Raw genomic sequence first — 25397 nt, forward strand, 5'->3', positions numbered from 1 at the left:
TGGTGATGTGAACTACGAGCCAAGCCGTAAACTGGCGCTGGCAGAAGACACGCAATTTAAAGCGGTTGAAACCAAGCTGGTTGGTACTGTTCAACAAAAAGCGATCAGCAATCCTCGTAACTTCTACCAAGCGGGTGTGTTGTTCCGCAGCATGAACGAGCAAGACCAGAGTGATTTGATTACCAACTTAGCGGGTGACCTGAACAAGGTGATGGATAAAGACGTTAAGGAAACCATGGTGAGCTATTTCTATCGCGCAGATGAGGAGTACGGTACGCGTCTGGCTGAGGCGACAGATACCAATCTCAAGCAAGTGGAACGTAAAGTAGCGACGTATATGTAAAGTTTTGGTCTATGGGAAAACAGATTGCTCCTTTCTGCCCACAAAGGATCCCATAGACCATTTTATTTTCAAAGGAAGAACTCATTGAATGCTCATTGTTGATGCAACAATTAAGTTAAAACTCTGTTCTCTGAAAAAGTTAGAGCGTTTAATGGGTGTTTGATTGCATAATAAGAAGGACAACGTTAATGAAAATCCCAAATCTATCTTCACTTACAGAAGACCATTATGGTCACGAGGCTTACAGTAACGAAAACTATTTTCGTTTCCACAGCGAAGCACTCTCTTGCTTGTCAAAGAGAGATCAGTGGATGTTCCAATATTTTGGGCAGGGTAACAGAGAAAAACCGCCGTTTTCTTGCCTTCATACTGCCTTTGAAGAGCAGGCTAGAATACGGCCAACGCAAGTTGCTGCAACCCATGAAGGGCAAAGTATCAGTTATGGTGAGTTAAATGATAAAGCAGTTCAGTTAGCTCTTTACCTAAGATCTGAAGGTGTGGTTGAAGGGGATGCGGTTGGGCTTTTTCTGTCTCGTTCAATTCCAATGTTGATTGCTATTTTGGCTGTTCTTAAATTAGGTGCCAGTTACGTTCCTCAGCATGCCGGTGTTGCTCCTAAAAGAGTTTTGAAGCACGTTTGTGACATTGCTGCAATTCGAATAGTACTTACTTTGTCAAAGCATTCTCAGGATCTCCCACATTTTGAAAGACAGAAGGTCATTTACCTAGATCGAGCATTAAATAAACCAAAGGACGATGTTAGTTACGATTTTCCTGACGTAAAGCCTTCATCCCGTTGTTTCATACTGTTTACTTCCGGTACGACTGGAAGTCCTAACGGAGTACAGGTGACGCATAATAATGTAACTAATATAGTTCTGACTTCACCAGGAAGTTTACAAGTTCAAGCTGGTATGAGAGTAGGGCAAATTTTGAGCATCTCATTTGATATGTGTGCTTGGGAGATTTTTGTTGCGCTTTGCCATGGGGCTGAGCTTGTCATTAGAAGTTCTTCTATTGAACAAGCCGTTAGTTCTGTTGATATTGTTATCGCAACGCCTTCAATACTTGCTAGCCTTGATTTAGATAAATGTAAGTCCGTAAGAGTAGCTGCTGTCGCCGGTGAGCCTTGTCCTCAGCAGTTAGCTGATAGCTGGGCGGAGTTTTGCGTTTTTTACAATTCATGTGGACCAACCGAAACGACAATTATAAATACTGCTCAGCAATATTCCGGCTCTGGTGAGAAGCTTACTATTGGGAAACCGACGCCAAATAATACAGTGTATATACTCGATGACAGTTTGAAACCTTGCCCTATTGGAGAGGTCGGAGAAATGTGGGCTGGAGGAGAGTGTGTCACCGATGGCTATATTGGAAATGAATTACTTAATGCCGAAAGATACAAGCCAGACCCTTTTTTGGGCAACGGCTATCGGATGTTCCGCACTAGAGATTTAGGTAAATGGACCGAAAATGGGGAGCTTCTGCACCTTGGTCGAACGGATGATCAAGTTAAAATTCGTGGCTTTCGTGTAGAGTTGGATTCAATTTCCAGAATCATAGAAAGGACAGAAAATTGTTATCAAGCCGTAACACTAAAAATAGATGAGAAAACATTAGTTTCCTTTGTCATACCTAGCGATGTTAATACGGAAGATGCACGAGAATTGGTCGCTAAATGCCTTCCTTACTATTGTGTCCCTGAAACCATAATCAAGTTAGATAAATTTCCAAAAACAGAGCGAGGGAAAATCGATAAATCCGCGTTATTGAAGCATTTAAAAGCAGTTGAACTCGGATAGGGAGTGAACATTATGTATAACGGTCACAATGGTATATCGAGCTTACCCAAGCAAAAATCATTTTTAAAGCGAGTTTGGTCTTTACCGATGCTGGAACATTACTATAGGTTAATGTTCATTGTATTATTGATTAATGGATTGGTACTAAGCTATGTGGTTTCTAGGGATAATTGGTATGTGGTAGATAAAAGTGCAATTCAAACTTTTATCAATCTTGTCGTAATAAACCTTTCTCTATGCATCTTGATCAGGCAACAGTACGTGATAAACCTGCTTTTTTGGTTCGCAACGAGAGTCCCAACATCTTGGCCACTTTCAATTCGTAGGCATTTAGGAAAGGTTTATCACCATGGAGGGCTCCATAGTGGTAGCGCAATATCAGCGACATTTTGGTTTGTAACCTTTGCGATAGCGCTACATTATTATCCGTTAACGGAAGAGGTGACATCATCATATAAGTTATTGTTGCCTTTATCATATTTGATTCTTTTTTCGCTAATTGTAATCATTTTCATGGCAATACCAGTGATAAGACGAAAGTTTCATAATGCTTTCGAGAAAGTACACAGGTTTTTAGGATGGTTTGTTTTAGTTCTTTTTTGGGTATTGACGTTGTCTTTGTCTATCGAATTGCATCCAAATGAAGAACTAATACAAGTATTATTCACTTCTTATTCGTTTTGGGCTTTGATTTTTGTCACTGTGAGTATTTTACTCCCTTGGTTGCGATTAAGACGTGTCCCAGTGAAGATACACACGCCATCTGATCATGTTGCATTTCTTCAATTCAATTACGGTGTAACGCCATTTGCGGGATCTTCTACCACAATTAGTACCAACCCTTTAATGGAATGGCATCCTTTTGCAAATATACCAGCTCCGAAACAGCTTGGGTTTCGCCTTGCTGTATCGCGAGCGGGTGATTGGACAGGGCAAATAATAGAAAGTAAACCAAAATATTTGTGGGTTAAAGGCATACCAACAGCAGGAGTGGCAAACATTGAAGTTCTATTTAAAAGAGTCGTATATGTTGCAACCGGAAGCGGTATTGGTCCTTGTTTGCCACATTTATTGGCAAAACAAGTCGAAACGCATTTAGTTTGGTCTACTCGAGATCCTCGTGCAACTTTTGGTGATGATTTTGTTGATGAAGTACTTTCGGCTCAGCCTGACTCAATCATATGGGATACGACGGAAAGAGGTAAACCAGACATGGTTTATTTGGCGTATTCTGCATACAAAGCTTTCGATGCTGAAGCTGTTATCTGTATCGCAAATCAAAAATTAACACGAGAAGTAGTTTATGGTCTAGAAAGTCGTGGAATTCCAGCTTTTGGCGCAATTTGGGATTCTTGATTAAGAGAGGTAATCTATGTTGATCGATATTGAAATTATTGACCGCGTTGCCCTTCTCCGAATGAAACGTTTGGAAAAGTTAAACGCCTTAAATAATGAGTTGGTAACTCAAGTCTTGCAAGCTCTCGTTGAATTAGACAACAACTCACAAGTTGGTTGTATCGTTATTACTGGGTCCGACGAAGTTTTTGTTGTTGGAGCAGACATTAAAGAAATGTCGAATAAGACGTTTTTGGATGTTAATGAAAGCGATTACTTTTGTGAATGGGGTATAGTGGATAACATAAAAACACCAATTATTGCTGCGGTATCAGGTTATGCTTTGGGAGGAGGTTGTGAGTTAGCGATGATGTGCGACATTGTTTATGCATCTGAATCTGCTCTATTTGGTCAGCCAGAAATCAAGTTAGGTGTGATACCTGGGATAGGGGGGACACAACGGTTAACTCGGTTGATCGGAAAAACTAAAGCGATGGATTGGATTTTAACTGGCCGGACAATTAGCGCGATTGAAGCAGAAAAGGCTGGACTTGTAGCGAGAGTTTATCCAGATAAATTATTGTTGAAAGAGGCGTTGACTAAAGCAAATACAATAGCAAGCTACAGTTTGGTCGCGACGAAAAAGGGTAAAGAAGCAGTAAAAAGGGCTGAGGAGCTTTCTCTAAGGGAAGGATTATTATTTGAAAGACGATTATTTCACTCTCTATTTGCCACACAAGATCAAAGTGAAGGCATGACTGCGTTTTTAGAAAAAAGACCCCCCGAATTTCTCAATAAGTAACCCTCTCATTTTTCATAGCTTAAGAAGCTAGTAGTAGTAATTATGTGACTACTCCCCGCCCTGATCGGGCGGGGCTTCTTGTTTCCTAGGCTGCAACTCGTTCGTCACGAGGTTTACGCAAGCCTCCACAAGCAGTAACGACTTTTAATTCAATGATGCCCTGACGTTGTATATTGACTGCAGCGTTCATATCCCAGTCATGAACTGCACCACAGTCGCACTTCCATCCACGGATATGTACAGGCATTTTTTCAACTTTATGACCGCAACAATGACAGGTTTTGGAGCTTACATACTACTGATCGAGCTTAACGAAGTATTTGCCTTTTTCTTTCGCCTTATATTCCAGCTTCACAACAAAGCCATGCCACGAAGCATCAGCTATGTGTTTTGATAGTTTGCGGTTTTTTATTATGTTCGCTGATTTCAATGTCTCAACTATCACCGCTTGGTTTTAGTAAACAAGAGTTTGAGAGAGTTTGTGTTGAAAATCAGCGCGAGCGTTAGCCGTTATCTCAGGAAGCGTCACAGTGTGAGTAAATTGGTTGTACATCTGGTGTTCACAACAAAATACCGACGAAAGCTGTTTGATGGATATATGATCCAGCAACTGCGAGATTCGTTTGTCTCGCATATACGCCTTTTTCTGCAGCTTTATTCACTAACCAGTTGTCGAATATACGATGAACTAATGATTCTGTTACATTTTTGTTGGGGCAGGATGTTGAGAAAAGCACTACGATAATAATACCAAATGGTCACGACAAGGAATTGTTATGGTTAAGTCATCGCTATTAGTAATATTTATCTCTTTTTTCTCAACCTCTGTTAACAGTAAAGAAATCGTCTTCTCATGGAAGGGGGTGATTCCTGTAGCGAGATCAGCTTTAGAGCAAGCTTTCTCGACGACCAATAGTCGTATTCTAGACATCCAAACCGTTGTGAGTAACAACACGAGTAAACATCCTCAGTTGACGTCTCATTATGTTGATGAAACCAAGTTGATTTTGTTTAAAGTGAAACTGTGATTTGCATGTTTTTTCATTACCTTAGGTAACATGCTATTTTTGAATTCGACAATTATGATCAAGAGCTGGCTCGCCACCGCAAAAAGCAGAGGAACATCCAGTTTTTTGTCCTCTACTTTTTACTGACATACCATATTTATGTCGTACTGGTTGGCTTATGTTACCGAAGGTATAGGGTTTAAGTTTCTATTTATCAATGACTTATAGCGTTAATTAGTGTTAGGAATCTCCAAGATAGAAATACTTTGTCTTGCTCTTTTATCAGGTGCATTGACTAAACAGCAATAAAGCTTAAAATTCTGCAGGTTTATTCATTCTGAGTGTTTATTTAATGAGCAATTCTGACGTTCTTTTAACAGAATATATCAATAGTTTCCCAGGAGCTGCATTTGTGACAGACGCAAAAACTGCAAAAATCAGCTATTTTAATTCTGCTTGTCTCTCACTTACGCCGCATTTGACTGTGGGTGAATCTATTAAGAGCTTGACAGAAAAAGAGCAAAATCCTTTATTACGAGCAAACTTAATGTTTTGTGCTCTTGTAGAGGAAAATGTCATAGAATTTAACAGGACAACACTGTCTACCGAACTATTCGATAAAACGAAGTATCTAAGTTTGAGGTTTGATGTCAATTTTAACGATAAGCCACATGTATTAACATTGATTTTGCCAAGTGAAAATCAGTCGGTAGATATAAATTTGATTTCCCATTTGGACTAAAGAGTATGCTTTCTAACATGCTAGTCCGCTTGATGACGGAAGTCTCCTCATTATGAATAGAACTACCGCCCCGCCTTAGAATGAAATTTTTCGTGAATGCGCGATCTTAGGGATTCCTATGACAGTAATTTTTGTGTATTTACGAAAGATGTCAGACCAAATGCATATTCAATTTCCATGAAATTGCGATAGGTAAGAGCTTATATTCTGTTTCAGACCTCCTACTAGTTTTTCCAAAAACCTGTTTCGTCCTCAATGTGTTCACACATTGAGGACGAATCATGACGACTTCACATATCCCTTACATTAGCCCTCAGCGCGACTACACTCTAGGTGGTCTTCGACGCTATTGACAAAGGCGGCATGGCTCACAAACAAAACAGCCATGGTTGTTCAACGGTTTAATCTAGCTAAGATAGCAAGGGTAAATGGATTGGACGCAAAACCTAACAAAGAACGTCGTGCATCAAAGAACTACGCTTAAAGAGTTTTCGACTCAACCCCCTCCAAACTATTTGAAAAGAGTTAACCATTTCGCCGTAAATCCTTACCTGTTGAAGGGGAGGATATAAGGCGTAAAACGCGATAGCGCCTGGAGTCGTTTGATTCTTTACGTAGGCGTTTAATATTTCAACTGTCGCACCGCCAGCAGTTTCTGGGTATAACAAGGCTCTACATATCAAGTCTTACATGTACCGCTAACATAGTGTCACTCAGAATCCAAAAAAATCCCGAAAATATCATTGGTTAAAGCAATACGATTCAATCACTTTGCAGCAGTCGGCGATCACCCTACGTCAAGCTTTCGATAATTTATTTAATCCAAAGTTGAAAGCAAAATACCCACAATTTAAACGTAAAGATGGTAAGCAATCGAGCTAGCACTGAGTAGGTGTGGCGCAATTAAACTCCCCAAAATGAAGTCAGTAGAGATGAATATTCACCGTGAAAAACGCATAACAGTAAGCTTGAGTCAAACGGCAAAAAGATAGCCAACCTAAGATGTGTAAAACGCGCTGTTAAGAATCTCAGACGCAAGCAGCTTCAGCTATCCAGAAAAGCCAAAGGCAGAGCAAACCGGCGAAACATATAGCGGATGCCTCATGGCATAGCGTTGTCGTTAAGTTGGTCTACAAACTGAAAGAGCAACGTAAGCATCTAGTAAAGCTCGAACAATGGTATGCGAGCCCCAAGACTTGCTTTTTTGCGGTCATAAAATGGAAAAAATGCCTTTAGAGGTTCGAAAATGGGATTGTCCGTCTTGCGGTATTACAGATATCGGTCGTGACTTAAATGCTACTTTTAATATGCGTGATAAAGGCATTCTCGATGGACGAACGTCTCTGCTTATGGAAGCTGGGTAAGTCTCAATACTCTCGAGCAACGGCTAACGAAATAAAAAGCATCGGCCGATAGGGCGGTGAGTATTCACTCTTAATTTGTATCATAGTTGATTTTCTGTATACCTTTTTCCCTTTTAGAAACTTAAAACCTTGCCAAAATGCGATGTTTGCGAAAAAAAACATCACTTTTGCGCACGAGTATGCAGCGCGTAGTGACATTTTTTTATATTTGACTAACATTCAATTCATCCAGAGGCTATCCGATTATGCTCTATTTAAAGGATATAAATAGTTGTTCTAAGTGGTGAATTGAATCATAACAGTTATGAAAAGAATGATAGTAGGATTATACCGATACAAAATTTTTGGTTGTGAATACTATTATGCTTTTTGGTCGGATAATCACGTGGAAGTTCTATTTTTAGATATGGAAATCAAGCGAAATATTTTTATCTCATATTCATACTTGTACAAAAGCTATAGCTCAGGCAATAACGTTAGTGCAGTGTATGGTTAAGTATATAATAGTAAGGATTCTAATAGTTAGTTTCCTTTGAAATATACCTTCAATTAATTAGGAAAATATAACATGAAAAAAACACTATTGGCTCTAACAGCTGCTGCTACAATGGCTCTACCTCAAATTTCTTCTGCAGCTGAAATCGGTACAGCTGTATTCCAGTGGACTGGTACAGTTCCAGCTGCAACAGATAACGCAAGTGGTTACTGGATTGTTACTGGTGACGGTAGCGCTCTACTGTCTGCAAACGATGGTGTGATGGTTTTCGACAACACGAAAGGTAAAGTTACACTTTCATCTGCAAGCACATTCGGTTTTAAAGTGGTAAGCGACGTAACATCATCAAGTGTTGCAACTGCTGATGGTACATTTGACCCATCTGTTGATAACACTGGTGTTGCGTACCACGGTAAGCTAGTTCGTTTAGCTGCTGGCGCAAATGGTCTTACTGATGTTGGTGGTGATGGCGGTTACTTCGGCGTAACTGTAGACGATACACTGCTACCAGCTACAGGTAAATTCAACGCTGCGGCTAACGTAGTAAGCCAAGTGTCAATTGGCGCTGCTACAGCAGGTGCGGATTTCGAGAAAGCTGAAGCATTACAAAAATGGAATGTTCAAGCTAGCATCGCTCTATCTACAACAGCGATCTAATAAAAAATAATTATATACTTAAGCTGGCTCGAAAGAGCCAGCTTTTTGAGAGTGGCCGCAGTGAAAACGAATACTATTTTGCATGGGGTACTAATTGCTTTTGGAATAACGAATTCCGCATTTGCTAGCGACAAGCACCAGCATGTATTCTCTCCTTATATACACATAATAAATAACATATCCCCTTCCGATGCTATCGAAATTAGAGCTAGCGAAAAATCATTTATCATTCCTTACCTTGATAAAAATGAAGCGTTTGCCCCTTTGAGTATGCCATTTGAAGTCATTTCTTTAAAAGGCAGCAATATCGACTATAAGTTGACACTACCACTTGTTCAGAACTTTTGTGAAATTGGCGGAATAACGAATAAATTCAGTGGCGTGAAGTTATTTTTGGATGGAAAACCATGGGCTTGGTCTGGTTCTACGTCACCTGGCCACGAAGGTTATCAATATTCAACTTCAGCTAGCCAGAGTCATACGATGCAATTAACTTACCCAAAAATTAAAAAAGCCAGAGAATCACAGCTTTGTTACGGTACTTTAGGTGTTCAAGTGGAGATTGTTATATGAAGTGTCTGCGATTGTCATCATTCGTCGTTGGTATGACAATTCTTAGCGGTAGCGCCGTGGCAATTGAATACCCATCCGACTTCTCTGATTTTTTTGATAAAAGACCAGAAAAAGTTGAAATAGTTGTAGCTGGTTCAAATCGAAGCGAGCAAGTGATTGCTGATGTAAGTTATGACTCATTTCAGTTGAAATCTTCTCAAAAGGATACAGTAAAGGCTGTAGAAGACTATTTGAGCCGACATCGATTGTCTCGCCAATCTATAGATATGGTTGTGACTTCATTACAATCAGGCATCGTTGCTAACCCTGGTTGCGAAGGTGTGCTATCAAGTTGTATTCCAAAAGATATTCCGGGGCAGCCAGAATTTGTATTTGATTTTGACAATAAATTGCTAAAGATATTCGTATCTTCAGACATGCTGAAGACATCCAGTGGTGAAAAAGAATATTATTCACCAGTTAGCGAGAATCAAGCGCTAGTCAATTGGTCAAATCTATATGCCTATGCCGATGAAAACAACTTTAGCGCTAACTGGATAAATGAAGCTTTACTCGGTTTACCGTTAGGATATGTCTCGCTCAATACCCAGTATTATCACTCTAGCTCAGATCAAGACTTTGATGTTCAAAGATTTTTGTACAATTACGAATTAAATAACACCAGAGCAATTATTGGTTATCAAGACCAAAATGCGTTGTCATTCAACAGCACAGACTTTCTTAATTATGGCGCCAACTACGCGGGCTTGTCAGTTTCACTGGGTGATAGCGACAACTTGTTAAAAGGAAACCAAAAGGCCCTGCAACGTATATTTTTCTTCGCTCCTTCGGGTGGACAACTGGAGGTTTATCAAGGTGAGCGATTACTTTTGACACAAGTTGTGTCATCTGGTGAACAGTCAATAGGCTATGACCAATTGCCGACGGGCACGTACACCATCACGCTAAGGTTAAAGCAAGGGACAAACGTTTTATTTGAGGAAAAGCGTCAAGTCGTAAACAGCTCACAATTTACCATGCCAGTGGGTAGTTGGGCTTATCGTAGTGATTTTGGTCAGCTAGAAAAAAGCAGCTTGGACACTAACTTTGGCCAAGATGAGTACGACGAGCAAGCATATGCCCGGTTGTTGATGACTCACCGCCCTTTGGAATCTCTGCTGATTGGTGCGGGTGTGACAAGTAATGGTGATAATGCACTTGGTTTGCTTGGTGGTACGTGGGTTTTCAACGATTCGATAAGCGGTCAATATACCGTAGGCTCTTTTTTAGATGGTGATTTGTATCAGTTTGGCCAACTGAATGTTAGCCCGGTTTCATTTAACATGCGTCGATTGGATCATAACGATTTAAATCGCCCAGATGAACTCGTTACTGCATTATATGGAAGAAGCAATTTTATCGAATATGGTATGGGGTTGAGTGGTGAATGGTTTGCAGGACGTACGTTTATCAACTATTTCCGATACGAAACAGAAGACCGTAACTCGTCTTCAGAAAGCAATAACCTTTCGTTGACGTGGTCTCACTCTTTATTTGGTGGTGAATTTAGCCTAAATGGTACGTTTGTTCAGTATGACAGCGACCACGATGCGATGAACATCGGCTTAAACTGGCGTAGAAACTTCGGTAAAGATGCATCCGTTCAACTTGGAACCAATTTTGATCGTGACGGGTTTGCTTATACACAGAACAGTGTGTCAGCTACGCATAAAGGGGAAAACTGGTCTGGTACTACAACTGCAGGTATGAAATGGTATCAAGATCAAGATGTTATCGGTGAAGGTTCTGCTTCTGTGTATGGTAATACATCAAAGCTTCGATACGACGCTTATGCATTTGTAAACACTGATGGCAATCGTTCACTGTCAGGAAGCATTTCAGGTTCGCAAGTTTTATCATCCGAGGGGAGCGCGCTGTCCAATGAAAGAGGACAGGCATTTATTTCTTTAGAACCTAGTTGGAATAAACCTGAAGATAAAGACATTGAGCTAGACTATTTAGCACTGAAAAACAATCGTTATTGGTATAGTGAAGCAGTTTCAGTCGGTTCTAAGAATGTATTAACCGCACCGGTTTATTCGGAAGTTGAGTTCGAATTGGATGTCGAGGCTGAAAACGTATATGCGGAAGAAATAGGAGATGCATTCTTTGTTACTCCAGGAAATTACTATAGCTTAAAGACCAATGTTGAGTCGTTGGAGAGTCAAGTTTTTGTATTCAACGATATAAATGACGAACCTATTCGAAGCATTCGATGTGTAGGTGAAGGCTGTAGCAGTGTTGAAGAGTTGTCTAAAGATGGCGTATTCCGAATTAATTTCAGAGCCGACTCTGAGTTTAAGTTAGTTTCTGAAAAAAGAGTTTGTGTATACAATCCTAAGTTTATAGGAAGTCAGTTTGTAGAGTCTTATTGTTTACCAGGTATTGATCTATCAGAAGACAACATTTACAAACGTTTTTCTTCTGAAACAGAAATTGAAGATAACAACAGTACATTGTTATTCATAGGTAAGTATGAATCAACGACAGAAGTTGCTCAGTTGATCTCTCGTTTAAATCACGTGGGTTTAGCGTCTAGATCATTTGATGTTGGTAATTTTAAATACGTATACGTGCAATACCAGAACTCGTATTCAAAAGCTCAATCTAGACTATTAGAAAGTTTAGAAACATATATTGTTTATGATTCAGTTAACACTGAACATTTATTTACATTGAGATAGTGTGTATGAAATTAGTTACTAAATTAGGCATCGGCTTGACTTTAGCTTGTCCTGCAGTAAGTCATGCAATTGGTATCGACTCGATGATAGAATTCTCTAACAACAACGTTGGTGAATTTACTATCACTAACCCGGCGCCTTATAGACAATTTATTCAAGTTGGTATTTCCCAATTAGACGTTGAAAATGGTGAGATTGTCTCGACCCCTTATAGTCGCGAGAACATAAAGGATTGGAGTTTATCGGCTCATCCGTCAAGAACGGTGATTGATCCTAGCTTAAAAAAAGTGTTCCAGATTAAATACTCGGGAACGCCTGCAGAGTCAAAATATCAAGATAAGGTTTACCAACTGAGCTTTATTCCAACACCTTATTTTGCCGAAGGTGAGCCAGAGACCCATTCTGTTCAAGTCGCTGTTGGATTTGCTCCAATTTTTATTGTGCCCGCGATTGAGGACAAACCAATCGATTACGAAGCGCAGTATGAAAAGGGTAGTTTCAGAATAAAGAATAATGGCGAGACATATTTAAGGGTCTTAGTTGATGCATGTTCTGATGAAAATAAAACCAAGAACAGTGCGGAGAGTAAGTGCTCGAAAATAATTTACGCGTTATCAGGGAGAGATCTGTCGTTTGACTTAACTCCCGAAATGAGCGAAGCCGAAAAGTTAACGATTGAATTATCTACGCATAACCTTATGTATAAACGTAAGTTTTCGTTGAATCTTGGTCAAGTTAGCAAAGAGTAGTATTGCTATGAAACTTCAAAGGAAATGGGCATTTTTCGCTTGTCTTGTGATGAGCTTCCCAATGGTATCTGCAGCACAGATGCATGCGAACATTAAAGGTGAAACCTTAACTTGGTTATCTGCGAACAGTAATGGAGCTGGCGTTTCACCAAGCCTTTGGGAAATCCCTTTAGCCTTGCCTACCGGCAATAAAGTGGTCTTTGGGGGACCGACAGATACTAGCGAGCAACGTATTACGTTTACTCAGACTTCTGGGGCAAAACAGGTTGTGTTGCCTTTAACGTTGAAAGGCTTGGAGTATCGAGTATCGAGTGTTGGAGCCATTAGCAACGTCGGAGGAGGAACCTCTACCGCAACTTTGAAAGGATCTTCCGTTAATGTTGTTGGGGCTGGAATAAGCAGTCTTTTGATTGAGCTAGATAGTACGCAGTCACCTTTTACACATTACCGACCTATATTATCGAATATTGATTCAAGTGTATGGGCGCAGGCTTTTAGAGACGCTAGAGCGCCTAGTGGTCGTTACCAAGGTTTGTTGCCATATACCGCGGTTTATGATTACTACCGAGGCGGTATTAGGATTCGAAATACCATTGTTTCTCAGTTGGTTGTGTTTATTGATTACAGGGGACAAGAGCTAAGCTCTATCGAGGTTGAAGGTACGGGGGAGATGACTGCCACGTACCATTATCCTTCGCTGGTAAGTGGGGAAGCGTATTACACAATAAAAGCGAATGGTTATTTTACCGATGGCGTTTTGGTGGGGTTAATTCCCCCGAGTGGCAAGCCTTACTTTAGCCTCAAATCGGGGGAAGTAAGTAACACGGATGAAATAAAATACAGCGTGACTTGCGTTTCCGGCTGCAGTGAAAACCGCCAAATCATAATTGATGGTGAACCAATAACTAACAACTCAACAAAGCGAACAAAAATAGACGCGACAAATGTTGAACAAGCAACAGCAAAACTGCGAGTTAGCTTCGATCGTCAACCTTTGGTTGAAAACGACACCTATAACGGTTCGTTTGTTCTTATGTTTGAAGCGAAAATTTAAATTAACTCTGTATAGGTTAAACGAACACAGGCCCAGCTGTTTTAAAAGTAAATGATTTAGTTCTAGATGTTGTCAACCTTCGTTTGAAGGTTGGCACCTACCTCAAATCACTACCGCATGATATGTAAATGGAAATCCGATCAATGGGATTAAAATCGATGCAATGGTAGTTTCAGGCTCATCAAAAGTAATTCCAAGTAGTCATACCACAGATATATCCGACTAGATGCGTTGTAAAGTAACTAGCAGAGTATATAAAACTTTAAATGTTAACAGGTGAATAGGACCTGTGGGATATCGGTTTGGCTATTAAAAACGTTCTCGTTCTCCTTCTGCTTTAATAAATAGCAATCACTTTGCGCATATTTGGTGTGCTTTTGCGCAAACCTTTTGGCGAACAGAAGCAGATTCTCAGGTTTATTCATACAATGGTTTCTTAGCTCAGCTTCTAAGTTCCAGGTAACTTTTTATGAAGTAACGTTTTTGAGAGTGTGATTGTCAGCCGTTTAACGGTTTATTCATTTGGATGTTTGAGGTTCATGTTGTTGGTGCCTCATCAAGTAAATTGAGAAAAAGTATCGTAATGATTGGTATAAAAAAATTAAGCCGACTCAGCCTGTTGGTTAGCGCGTTTGTATTGGCTGGCTGTGGCGGTCAAAGCAATGATGGGTCAACGCCAGTTGTGCCGCCGGTTGTGCCGCCTATTGACCCTATGCCGATGTTGGCAATGGATGGTTTCAGCACTGTGACTCCAGATGTCGAGGCTTTCATTGATTTAAGACCGTTTTTGCGCGGCAATGATGTGCGTATTACAGACATCCAAGCAGACGAAGACAATGCGTTATGTGGTGTGCCTACGGTGAAAGGATTGGGCGTGAATGTCCAAGTGAAAAACGGGGCGTTTTGTCAGTTCACCTACACAGCAACGCAAACAGGGGCTCCACAAGCTAGAGCATCTATGAACGTTTTAGCGACCAAAGCGGCTGAGCCATCGTTGCCGCCAATTTCCCAGGCAATTGTTACGGGGTCTGGCAATGCGACCTTCGACTTACAAACACTGCTTGGCGGTTCTTGGAAGGGCACATATAAGCTCAATGCTGATTCAGTGCAAGTTCAAGGAATGGAGGGCAATGTAGGCTCTGAAACGGTAACGAGTAATTCTATCGTATTTACGCCGCCGGATTTGTCTGGGTGGAACCGAATCGTATTCATATTAGACGACACAGCAGCGCCTAGTGAGAGTGTGATGGGTGTCATCTACGTGACGATATCAGAGGAAGTCAATCAACCACCTATCATTCCAATTCCAAACTACCCGTACCAGTTTGTGACCACTCCCTTTGATAAAAAGGTGTCCGCAAAAGATGTTGGATGTTCTGAGGTTGGAGCATCAGGCTCCGGCGGTTCATGCTCTGCGGATACAGTTGCCGCGGCGATGGGCTCTGCTCGTACCGTTTTTTGGGAGAATTTACATGGCCGACAAAATATAACGTTACCACGGGGAGAAAAATTTTATGACACTACTGTCACAGTAAGAAACCACGATCTTCCTGCAACAACTGTATGGGATGAAGAGTCAGGGGAAGTCGCTGCATTTGTACCTAAATGGACAGGACAAAGAGATTTTAGGAATTTTAATGGTTATTGGTGGGCATCGAACGGCATTGGACCGGTAGGCGACGATAGAGTTTATGCGTCGGACACACTAAAAGTAGATCTAACCAAATTAAACGGTTTAAGGATAAAAGATCCCGAGGGGCACGACTGGCAATTGATATCTGTGCACAGTTGGACGGCTGATGTGAAAGCATTTGACCCTGACTCTGTTTCGAATAAGGCATTTAACTTTACCGCTTCGAGTGTGGGTGAACATTTCGTTAACTACATCGTAGCCGATCATTATGGAGGATATTCTTCGGGTCTAATTAGGATCAACGTTAGTGCAAAAGAAATCACACCAACTTGGAAAAGCTTGGTGGCTGCTGGAAACACTTATACAGCACCACAAACTTATAACCAAGCGATACAGGGTGGTTTTAAGGTCTCTGCGGTTTGGGATGCTGGAGTATCGAATACGGTAGCGGGATACCAACAGCAAGTAGCGAATTCGTATTGTAGTTCTATTGGTTTGTTACCAACAGTGAACGATATGAATGTACTACGCGATATCTACTTGACTGGTGACACTGTCACTGGTGAGTTGGCAAAGTGGCCTATTCAACAACGTTACTTGGTGAAAAGTGGGGGCGGAGTAACGACGTATGACTTAGCTAGCGGAAGTACTCAAGCGTACGACAACACGAAGCCAAGCTATGTGACCTGCCTTGAAAATAGAAATATGGTCATGAAAATGACTAACTACACAGTGGTCGCAAATGGGCAGCAAGTTTCGATTGCAGATGTCATCATGCCACAGCCTGATGACACTTTTACTATCAATAGAGTTGAAGGCACGCTTTCAGAGCTAGATACAAACTTAAGGTTGGGCGACCAAGTCGGTTCAACCACACCAGTTACAACATTTAGTACTAAAGCTGGAACGTATCGTTTTTCTGTTACGGATGATAGTGACAGATTCTCAGTGCTAACGAGTCCAACTATCTCGTACATTGGTGACAGAGAAACGGGGTTATTTTCGGCTGAAACGGGTTTGGTAGTAACGTCAAATGGTGCTGTGGGTGACGGTGTATCAGAGAACATCGTTACCGCAACATTAACGGATGTGAATGGTAATGTGGTTGGTGGCGAAGCCATCAGCGTTTTCGTGACAGAAAACGGCACGGAAAACAACTCGGTTGAATACACTTTGTCACCGAGGTCAGGTAAGACAGACCAAAAAGGGCAGTTGGAAATTAAGCTTACCAACACAGAAATGGAGACAGTGGATGTCAAAGTGTCTTACACGCGCCCTGATGGTCTGGTTGAAGAGTCCACCACTGTTCAGTTGAATTATAGTGCTGACTCTTACCCATGTGGTGGTGTTGCGGGGAACTATGATTGTTTGCCGATACAAGAACAAAAGAACAAGAAAGGCTGGTTATTCACACCAACAATGAGCTCTGATTTTGCTGTTACCAATGGTCTTCTAGACAAGATTAAAGGTGCACAAGTTATAACGGTTCCTAATGGTACTTTTAGCATTGTTGCGATAGAACGATGGGAAGCTAGCCGTAGGCAACAGTGTCAAGTGTTAAGTGATATTAGGTTTTCAGGACGAACCAACTGGAGGGTAGCGTATGGAAACGAGATGTCCGACTTTACTTATAGCAATATGCCTGTGCCTCGCGATGTTAGGTATAGTTGGCCGGGGTTTAGCTCTGGAAGTTCTGATTCGATTTTTGTTAGTTATCAACCTAACCCTGCTGTTCATGAACAGCCATGGCACACTGTCCAAACTTGGAGCTTGGATTTAAGCCGTTGGCAATGGCACCAAGGGATACATACTGATGCTTATTACGCGGTTTCCCATATGTGTGTGTCTGAGCCTTAATAATAAGACTAATTGAACGAAAAGCTGCCGTTTTATTTGGCAGTTTTTCTCCATCACAAAATATGAACAGACTTGGTTTGCTACATAAAATATTATTCTTAGGATATACATGAACCGAATTAAGAGTTTTTATCGAATGACGCTGCTTGCAAGTAGCATAATGATTATAATTGGCTGTGGTGGCGAGGGGGGCTCTGGTGATACAACTCAACCTCCGATGCCTGAGGGCAACGATAAAGTTGTCGCTATGGATGGTTTCAGTGTCGTAAAACCCAACGCGGCTACGGACGTTGACTTATCCCCTTTTATCCGCGGCACAAATGCAAAGATCACGAAAGTTACGTTACAAGCCGGTGATGAGCATTGTGGCAAGTCAACACCAAACGGAGTCACTATAGAGATCGAAACAAGTGGCAGTAGTTACTGTGAGTATGAATATACTGTTGCAAGTGTTGGAGAAGGGAGTGCCAAAGCGCAGTTAAATGTGCTGGCTACGACGGCGGAACAACCTCTTTTACCACCTATTTCCGATGCGTTTGTTTTAGGTGGTAGTGATGTAAATTTCGATTTACAGGCTCTGCTTAAGGAAGACTGGAAATCAACGTATCAACTAGACGCTAGTTCTGTTTCTGTTCAAGGCACAGGTGGGAATTTAGGTGTTGCTTCTGCGGCATCGGATCGCGTGATTTCATATAAGTTACCGTCTTTGTCTGGGTGGAACCGCATTGTATATACGCTTAAAGATACGGCGAATCCGGGCAACGACGTAATGGGCGTAATTTATGCGACGGTATCTGAATCTATCAACCAACCGCCTCGAATTGGTCAACTAGAATACGATTTTAATGCGTCAAACCCTAGCGTGGAAGTGGTGACGAGCCAGTCGATCAGTTTAGATTTAGCGACCTTACCTAATCTGAACATCGTAGAGCCCGATGGCCAAGAATGGCAAATTGTACATGTTCAGAGTTTTACAGCATCGGTTGCTGTAGAAGAGCCAATCTCCACTACGAATAAAACGATTACGTTTGTGGCACCGACCATTGGTGAGCATGTCATTAGTTATATTGTTGCCGATCATTATGGAGGATATTCTCCAGGTCTGATTAAGGTTAATGTTACTGCAAAAGAAATCACACCAACTTGGAAAAGCTTGGTGGCCGCTGGAAATACATATTCTGCACCTCAGACTTATAGCCAAGCTACGCAAAATGGTTTCAATGTTTTTGCACTTTGGGATAGTGGAGTATCGAATACGGTAGCGGGATACCAACAGCAGGTAGCGAATTCATATTGTAGTACTATTGGTTTGTTACCAACAGTGAACGATATGAATGCTCTACGAAATAGCTATTTGGTTGCGGATACCGTAACAGGAGAATTAGCAAAATGGCCTGTTCAGCAACGTTACTTGGTGAAAGACGAGAGTGGTATGACGACGTACGACTTAGTGAGCGGAAACACTCAAGCAAACTACAACACGAAGCCAAGCTATGTGACCTGCCTTGAGAATAGAAATATGGTCATGAAAATGACTAACTACACTGTTGTCGCAAATGGTCAACAAGTTTCGGTTGCAGAAGTCACTATGCCGCAACCAGATGACACTTTTACCATCAACAGAGTTGAAGGCACGCTTTCAGAGCTAGATACGAACTTAAGGCTGGGCGACCAAGTTGGTTCAACCACACCAGTTACAACATTTAGTACTAAAGCGGGTACGTATCGTTTTTCTGTTACTGACGACAGTGACCGATTCTCAGTGTTAACGAGTTCAACCATTTCATACATTGGTGACAGAGAAACAGGGTTATTTGCGGCTGATACGGGTTTGGTTGTGACATCAAATAGCGCAGCGCCTAACGGTGTATCAGAGAACATCGTTACAGCGACATTAACGGATGTGAACGGTAATGTGGTTGGCGGTGAAGTCATCAGTGTTTCTTTAACAGAAAAAGGCGTTAATGATGACTCTGTTGAGTATACGTTGTCACCAGTATCAGGTAAGACAGATCGAGACGGTCAATTAAAAATCAAGCTTACTAACACGGAAATGGAGCCGGTGGATGTTGAAGTGTCTTACACACGTCCTGATGGTGTGATCGAAAAATCCGAAACGGTTCAGGTGAATTTTGGCGTTGAAACCTACCCTTGTGGAGGGGTTGCCGGAGACTACAATTGCTTGCCAGTGCAAGAGCAAAAAGATAAACGTGGTTGGTTATTTACGCCAACTATGAGTAAAGAGTTTGCGACGAACAACAATGTGCTTTCTAAATTAACCCTAGGCTATACGGAGCTCACTCACCCGACTTCGAATTTAACCGCAATATCCGTGTCACCTGCTGAATTGAGAAGAGAAACTAAATGTCAGGTTTTGAGTGATATGAGGTTTTCCGGCAGAACGAACTGGAGAACGGCGCGAGTGCATGAAATGAGATCTTTTGTCGACTCGAATTTCCCTAAACTTGAAGAAACGACATCTTGGCCTGGTTTTTATCGTTTCTGGGGCGGAACTGTTTACCACGACCACTATGTAGAACCTCGATTTAGCTATGGTCTGGCTGGAACTAGTTATGACACCCTCCAAGCCTTCGCCGTTGGAGAAGAGGATTTTTTCTGGTGGGAACAACACGGAACCACTGGCCCGGGAGCCGATGCATCACATTCATATATGTGTGTATCTGAGCCTTAATAGTGTAATTAAATAATAGAGAAGCTGCTATTTAGGACAGCAGCTTTTCTTCAGATTTTAATAAAAACCAAAACAATCATAGGGTTAAGGTAATTTGATGAACCTATCAAAAATTATAGCAGTGGTACCTCTTTTTTTATGTGCAGCAGTGATGGCACAAGATGAAAGTAACCCGTCGGGTTTTTGGGTTGGTGCAGGTTTAGGTGCGGGTGAACTAAATTTGCAACAAAGGAATGTTAACCACGAAGAAAAATCTCGCGCATTTAGTTCAAAGTTGGAAGCCGGTTATAATGTAAATGATAACTTTGGCTACTATACGAGCTACGACTTCATGCAATATGTACATGAAGATCGTGATATTCATTTAGGGTCGTTAGGTATTAAAGGTACGATAAACTTAAGTGATGATCTTTCTATGTATGGTAAGGTTGGTGTTACTTCTCCTATTGGTGAAGCGGGAAGTGGTGGTTTGTCTACGACACTCGGCGCTGGCTTATCATACCGATTAAATCATGCCGTTAGTACGAAGCTAGGCGTAGATTATTATGACGCTTTGGAGATGAGAAACCACTCTGAAGCAGAGTTAATTCAAGTGGTTTGGGGATTGGAATATCAATTCGGTAAGGAAGCAAAACCACAGGTTATTACTCAAGTTGTAGAAAAAGTAGTAGAGAAGCAAGTAACGTCATTTACATTATCAGATAAAGTACTGTTTGAATTTGGTTCAAGTGAATTGGTTTCAAACTCAGCGTTAGATACGGTTTTGGCTTTTGCTCGTGAGCATGAAGAGTCGTCTATCTCTATAACTGGTCATACTGACAGTGTTGGTTCTGATGTATACAATCAGGAATTGTCTTACATGAGAGCGAAGTCGATTGCAGACTTTTTAGAAGCCAAAGGGATTGATAACTCGAGGCTAACTATTGTTGGGATGGGAGCTAAAGAGCCAATGATGAGTAACGATACAGAGGCTGGTCGAGCTTATAACCGTCGAGTTGAAATCGTGATCGGGAATTAATGAAATGAAAGAGTCGGCATAAGCCGACTCTTTTTATAGTAGATTTTTGTACATCGCAGATATACTAGACCCCGTTCTCTTTTTAAGCAATCTATTCGCACTGCTCGCATTTTTAAACCCCGCTGTAATAGCGGCTTTATCTATCTTTACATTTTTTGTTGTAAGTAGAATGGTGTTAAGATTGTCTAACCTACAATTGTTAAGCTCTACAAGAAAGGAAGTGTCGTGTTCTTTAAGTACGTACTGCACCTTTCTTCTCGACATAAAAACGTGTTTGCAGAGTTTGTCTAAATTATATTCTTCATCACATGCATTTTCTTTTATCGCTAATATAATCCTCTCGTAATCTAGGTCTTTTGGTTTTTGAGTGAGGATAGAACTAGCCAGGACCAAGTTAGTAATTGCATAAATTTCATAGATTGTGTTGTTGTTTTTTACAGATATCGATTTGAAAACGTCGGTTATAACACCATTATAAATAGGTTTTTTTTGTATAAAAGACTCGGTGTCAATAACAGATTTTTCCAGAGTCTTTTTTCCTATACATACAACTTGAGTGCTTTCGCTTAAATCAACGTTTCGAATATCATTTTCTAATGAAATTTGCTTTTTCGAATTATACACAACATAAATGATAGGTTCATTTATGTTGTGCTCCATACCATCTCTTTTAATATACCCAGAAAAATACAGGATATTGTCATCATGTACTAATGAACTTAACGCTGTACTTTCTAGATTTAACTTTTCAAAGTAAGTTATCAAGCCTTTCTACCAGAATGATAATTTATAATTAATTCCATTCCATTGCGAAAAATAAGGGACTCCTTTCGTTATTGACGTTGATATTACAGTCATTGTTTCAATGTTCAATAGAATCTTATTGTCGACACGATTGTTATCTTTGTTATGTTTTTTTTATTTAATTATTAAGCTTTAGTAAGGATTGGATCTGCTAACTTGGAGTGATTTGTAATGAGATATGAACGAAATTGTTTTATAAAGGCAAGTTATGTGTAAATGTTTAAGGTGTCGTTAGGGTGTAGTAACTTGAGAATTTTTCTTTAGTTCTTGCCCATTACGGTATCATACTACGCACTCCTGAACTAGTACAAATCTTTCAAGATATTAGTTGATGGCCCTAGGGAGAAACTGATTTTTTGAGTTACAGTCGGAATGTAAGCTTACAGCTAAGAGCAGTGAAGGATATTCCAACCTTTAGGTTAAGTTGGAATAGAAGCCGTGTGATCACGTTGTTCTTTGGGATTTTATAAATTCCCTGAGCTTCTGTCCTACAATTTCGTTGAACGATTTATTCGCGCTAGCGATGTTTTTGAATCCAGATTTGGACACGTAACTTTCTAACGTTCCACTACCGCTATCTGCTATCACTTCAAACCTGATATTTTCTACCCTAGCTTTTTTCAATTCTGCATAAAACGTAGTGTCGTGATTTGAGAAAATGTATTGACATTTTCTCCTTGATACAAAGGCCTTTTCGCAAAGTGCATCTAGATCGAAATCTCGATCTTTCATGTTTTCCTTAATTATTCTTATTAACTTATTTATTGGCAGTTTACTGTCATTCTTTTTTAGTTGAATCATGGAAAGGTTTACAATAGCGAGAATCTCATTGACCTGCTCCTCTGGCTTTGAGATCTGATCGAACAAATCTGATATAAAGTCACTGTATTGGTTCGTTATGATACCCTCAACTTTATTTACTTCACAAAAACCGGAAAATATGTCTGTATTAATGATGACGACTTTATCATTTTCGTTGATTTTAACATCAATGTTTCCTGAAAAAGAGAAAATAGAAGATCGAGATTCCTTTTCAGTTGAGTTTTCGCTATACACGATTTTTTCTTTGACTTTTACGACCACGACATAATTAATAAAAATTGATCGAATATCACTTGACTTTAAGTTAAGTTCTATATTCGAAAAATAAAAATAGCCCCAAGTCAGAAAATTAATAGAGTTTGGGTATGAAGTTATTCTATCAGTAAGAGATTCGTACATATGACTAAACTTTTAAGGGTTGACTTTTAAATAATTATTATTTATTAACGGTTATCTATTTTATGTTTGAACAGTTAATGTTTTTGTTTTGAGTTATTTTATATCAAAGTTCTATTAGTAAACAAATGATATATTTAACAAAAAAAAATTGTCGTTACTAAAAGATTAATAAATTTTATAAATAGATAAAGTATTAACGAAAGAGTCCGGATTAGTTTTAATTAATTACAGTTTTTTATCTCCATAACTCCCACAGAACTTAATTTTAAACTATTGATTCTATTGTGTTTGTTGATGTGTAGTCGTCAATTATTGCATTTTTATTAATGAGGATGACAGAAAAGAGGTTGGGAGAAGGTTAGAGTTAATTTTCTTTAAAAAATATCCTCATTCTAATGTGCCTTTATCTTTGTGAGGGTAACATTAGAATTCATTGATTTAAGGTAATTCCAGTCATATTAGGCTTTTGAGTAATAAAAGCCCGATAAAAATATGGGCTTTTATTCAGTCAGTTATGATATAAAATCAATTTTTCCTGTTGATATATCGTACATTGCTCCAACTAACTTAATCGCCCCTTGTTTTTCTAGCTCGCTCAAGGTTTTACTTTTCTCCCGAATTTCATTTAGTGTTAGTGTTACATTGGTGCGAGCGACTGCATCTACAAAGTCATAGTTATCTGCTTCTCGTTTACCGAGATAATTTGTTTTTCGTATAGCTGGCGTTATTTTTTCCAATAAACCCGTGAGATGCTCGAGTTTTGCTTTCGCAATTGCTCCTTTCACTGCCCCACATTTTGTATGTCCAAGAACCATCACTAATTTTGCTCCTGCTATAGCGCAAGCAAACTCCATGCTACCCAAAATATCTGCGTTAGATACATTACCAGCAACACGACTATTAAACACATCTCCAATTCCAGAATCTAAAATAATTTCGGCAGGAGCTCTTGAGTCAATGCAACTCAATATCACAGCAGCGGGATATTGACCGTCTTTACTCGCTTGTTTTTGTGCTTTATAGTCGTGCTTTAAGGGCTTGTTGTTGATGAATCTATCATTGCCTTGTTTCAAAAAGGCGACCACATCATCCGGACTCATGGCATCACGTGTTTCTTGGCTTAGTGAAGCTGCGTAAGTAATGGATGGGTTAAGAAATGCGGTTGCTCCACCTAGAGCTAACAAACTCGCGCCCATCACCGAACCTTTAAGAAGGCTACGTCGAGCGCTATCAGTTTTATTCATTAGAATAATATCCTTTTTAAGTGAGCAGATATTGCACCAGCTCTGAAATCAATAAATTTATTTAGCATTATCAAAAGATAGAAACGTAGAAACCTTTGTTTGCTAAAGTGAAAAGGTTTTATCGTATACTAGGTAAGGATTATGAATATAACCTGAATTTTTTATTCATTTTTCCTTAAGAATGGAATTGATCTTTATGAAAAGAGGAAGGGGTTCTTTTGATATTAGTGTAGATAAATCATACGTTCTAAAACTCGGATTGAAGATTGCAAAGAAGAAAATTATTAATCCAAAGAATGGGGAGAGGGAAACTAGAACATTGAGATATAAAGAGAGATTTATATTTTAGTTTAAGTTGGACAAAGATCTTGGGATGGCAAATCTCATTTTTATAAAAAAAATGTTTATTTTTCAATTTTAATATGTGTTGTTTCTTCTTTATGAGTTAATTTTTATTTCTTGAGTGTGCATAAAAATCACATTATAACAAAAAAATTTGTTGTAAAATATGCACTGTTTTTTAGTTAGGGTGGTTTTTTATAAGATGAAAAGAAACGTTATTAAGACTCACACATTAAAAATTTTGTCTATTTCTTTTTTTTTGGGGATATTCACCTCTCAAGTCAACTGGAATAATTTCATGCTTGTTAGCGCGAATGCAGGTATCGCAGATACAGCATTACAACGCGTTATAAGAGATCATGAATTTGTGATGGGGATAGATGAAGACGTATCGATTCGTCACATTAACGCTAAAATGTACCCTTTTAATTACAAAATTTCAGAGGATTTTCCTTATGAAGTTCGTTACTTGAATCATTGTGGTTTTGGCGGAGTGGGGGCTTTTTATATGATATTTCAGGGAAAATATGGTGATATTAGCTTTTTCTTAACAAATTCGACCAGTGAAGAATCGTTTCATACCAATAAAGGAGAACGAAAGGGGTTTACAATGCCGTTTGGTGAATTAAGTATTGTCTTGATTGGCAACAAAAATGAAGATCTAGAAAACGTTGCGGATGTAATAATAACAACAGCTGAAAAGATAAAATAGTATTTATCAGATTTAAAACGAAAATTATTACTTAATTTTAATGAGATTAATCTATAATTTGTAAATCATCTTTTTCATGTTATTCTTAATATAATCATAAATACATTAACTAGTCTTAGCACTTAACTAATTAATTGACTCTCTTTGAGATGGCTTCGATTTTTATATTTTCTTCGATTAAAGCATGCTGTTATAAAATTACCTATACAATGATTAGCTTATATTTA

Annotated in this window: 19 protein-coding genes and 2 pseudogenes; 17 read left to right on the forward strand and 4 right to left on the reverse strand. The window is 39.7% G+C overall.

Translation table 11 applies throughout. The features are described 5' to 3' along the window. The 4 genes from KIT90_RS13085 to KIT90_RS13100 all read left to right on the forward strand — a co-directional run. Positions 1–343, forward strand: a 343-nt coding sequence (locus KIT90_RS13085) for a catalase-related domain-containing protein (protein ID WP_285377024.1), incomplete at its 5' end; no start/stop codon positions are given. 188 nt (positions 344–531) lie between these two features. Continuing rightward, on the forward strand, positions 532–2145 hold the full coding sequence (locus KIT90_RS13090; protein ID WP_285377026.1) for an amino acid adenylation domain-containing protein: 1614 nt from the start codon (positions 532–534) through the stop codon (positions 2143–2145). A 12-nt stretch (positions 2146–2157) separates the two neighbouring features. Further along, positions 2158–3501 (forward strand): hypothetical protein, encoded by a 1344-nt coding sequence (locus KIT90_RS13095; RefSeq protein ID WP_285377027.1) that lies wholly within the window; start codon positions 2158–2160, stop codon positions 3499–3501. A 16-nt stretch (positions 3502–3517) separates the two neighbouring features. After that, complete coding sequence (locus KIT90_RS13100) at positions 3518–4282, forward strand: enoyl-CoA hydratase-related protein (protein WP_285377029.1); 765 nt, start codon at positions 3518–3520, stop codon at positions 4280–4282. An 85-nt stretch (positions 4283–4367) separates the two neighbouring features. Here the strand turns inward: KIT90_RS13100 and KIT90_RS13105 are convergent. Continuing rightward, a pseudogene (locus KIT90_RS13105) lies at positions 4368–4562 on the reverse strand (zinc ribbon domain-containing protein); the annotation flags it as partial. A 201-nt stretch (positions 4563–4763) separates the two neighbouring features. Between KIT90_RS13105 and KIT90_RS27915 the strand changes: the two are divergent. From KIT90_RS27915 to KIT90_RS13155, 12 genes and pseudogenes are all read left to right on the forward strand, one after another. Continuing rightward, a pseudogene (locus KIT90_RS27915) lies at positions 4764–4913 on the forward strand (transposase); the annotation flags it as partial. 145 nt (positions 4914–5058) lie between these two features. Continuing rightward, entirely contained in the window at positions 5059–5310 is a 252-nt protein-coding gene (locus tag KIT90_RS13110) for a hypothetical protein (protein WP_285377031.1), read from the forward strand. Between the two features lie 331 nt (positions 5311–5641). Next, on the forward strand, positions 5642–6031 hold the full coding sequence (locus KIT90_RS13115) for a hypothetical protein (RefSeq protein ID WP_285377032.1): 390 nt from the start codon (positions 5642–5644) through the stop codon (positions 6029–6031). 1217 nt (positions 6032–7248) lie between these two features. Further along, a complete protein-coding gene (locus KIT90_RS27920; protein WP_373417684.1) occupies positions 7249–7395 on the forward strand; it encodes a hypothetical protein in 147 nt (48 codons plus the stop codon). Positions 7396–7963: 568 nt separating this feature from the next. Then, complete coding sequence (locus KIT90_RS13120; protein WP_285377034.1) at positions 7964–8548, forward strand: hypothetical protein; 585 nt, start codon at positions 7964–7966, stop codon at positions 8546–8548. A 60-nt stretch (positions 8549–8608) separates the two neighbouring features. Further along, complete coding sequence (locus KIT90_RS13125) at positions 8609–9121, forward strand: hypothetical protein (RefSeq protein WP_285377035.1); 513 nt, start codon at positions 8609–8611, stop codon at positions 9119–9121. Positions 9122–9177: 56 nt separating this feature from the next. Next, a complete protein-coding gene (locus KIT90_RS13130) occupies positions 9178–11844 on the forward strand; it encodes a TcfC E-set like domain-containing protein (RefSeq protein WP_285377036.1) in 2667 nt (888 codons plus the stop codon). A gap of 5 nt (positions 11845–11849) precedes the next feature. Further along, the gene (locus KIT90_RS13135) at positions 11850–12593 is read left to right on the forward strand and encodes a hypothetical protein (RefSeq protein WP_285377037.1); all 744 of its coding nucleotides are present in this window, start codon (positions 11850–11852) and stop codon (positions 12591–12593) included. 7 nt (positions 12594–12600) lie between these two features. Further along, positions 12601–13647, forward strand: a complete 1047-nt coding sequence (locus KIT90_RS13140; RefSeq protein ID WP_285377038.1) for a hypothetical protein — start codon at positions 12601–12603, stop codon at positions 13645–13647. A 583-nt stretch (positions 13648–14230) separates the two neighbouring features. After that, the gene (locus KIT90_RS13145; RefSeq protein WP_285377039.1) at positions 14231–17137 is read left to right on the forward strand and encodes an Ig-like domain-containing protein; all 2907 of its coding nucleotides are present in this window, start codon (positions 14231–14233) and stop codon (positions 17135–17137) included. A 109-nt stretch (positions 17138–17246) separates the two neighbouring features. Beyond that, positions 17247–19829 carry an Ig-like domain-containing protein gene (locus KIT90_RS13150; protein WP_285377040.1) on the forward strand — a complete coding sequence of 861 codons (2583 nt, stop codon included), beginning with the start codon at positions 17247–17249 and terminating at the stop codon, positions 19827–19829. Positions 19830–19926: 97 nt separating this feature from the next. After that, complete coding sequence (locus KIT90_RS13155) at positions 19927–20847, forward strand: OmpA family protein (RefSeq protein ID WP_285377041.1); 921 nt, start codon at positions 19927–19929, stop codon at positions 20845–20847. A gap of 33 nt (positions 20848–20880) precedes the next feature. Here the strand turns inward: KIT90_RS13155 and KIT90_RS13160 are convergent, their stop codons facing one another. The 3 genes from KIT90_RS13160 to KIT90_RS13170 all read right to left on the reverse strand — a co-directional run bounded on the left by KIT90_RS13160 (position 20881) and on the right by KIT90_RS13170 (position 24116). Then, positions 20881–21507: a helix-turn-helix domain-containing protein gene (locus KIT90_RS13160; RefSeq protein ID WP_285377042.1), complete on the reverse strand. Its 627-nt coding sequence runs from the start codon at positions 21505–21507 to the stop codon at positions 20881–20883. Between the two features lie 588 nt (positions 21508–22095). Continuing rightward, positions 22096–22707, reverse strand: a complete 612-nt coding sequence (locus KIT90_RS13165) for a hypothetical protein (protein ID WP_285377043.1) — start codon at positions 22705–22707, stop codon at positions 22096–22098. A 677-nt stretch (positions 22708–23384) separates the two neighbouring features. Continuing rightward, on the reverse strand, positions 23385–24116 hold the full coding sequence (locus KIT90_RS13170) for a carbonic anhydrase family protein (protein WP_285377044.1): 732 nt from the start codon (positions 24114–24116) through the stop codon (positions 23385–23387). Between the two features lie 544 nt (positions 24117–24660). Here KIT90_RS13170 and KIT90_RS13175 point away from each other — a divergent pair. After that, on the forward strand, positions 24661–25170 hold the full coding sequence (locus KIT90_RS13175) for a DUF3379 family protein (RefSeq protein WP_285377045.1): 510 nt from the start codon (positions 24661–24663) through the stop codon (positions 25168–25170). The last annotated feature ends 227 nt before the right edge of the window (positions 25171–25397 follow it).

The organism is Vibrio sp. B172a (genome assembly GCF_030248355.1).
Lineage (GTDB): Bacteria > Pseudomonadota > Gammaproteobacteria > Enterobacterales > Vibrionaceae > Vibrio > Vibrio owensii.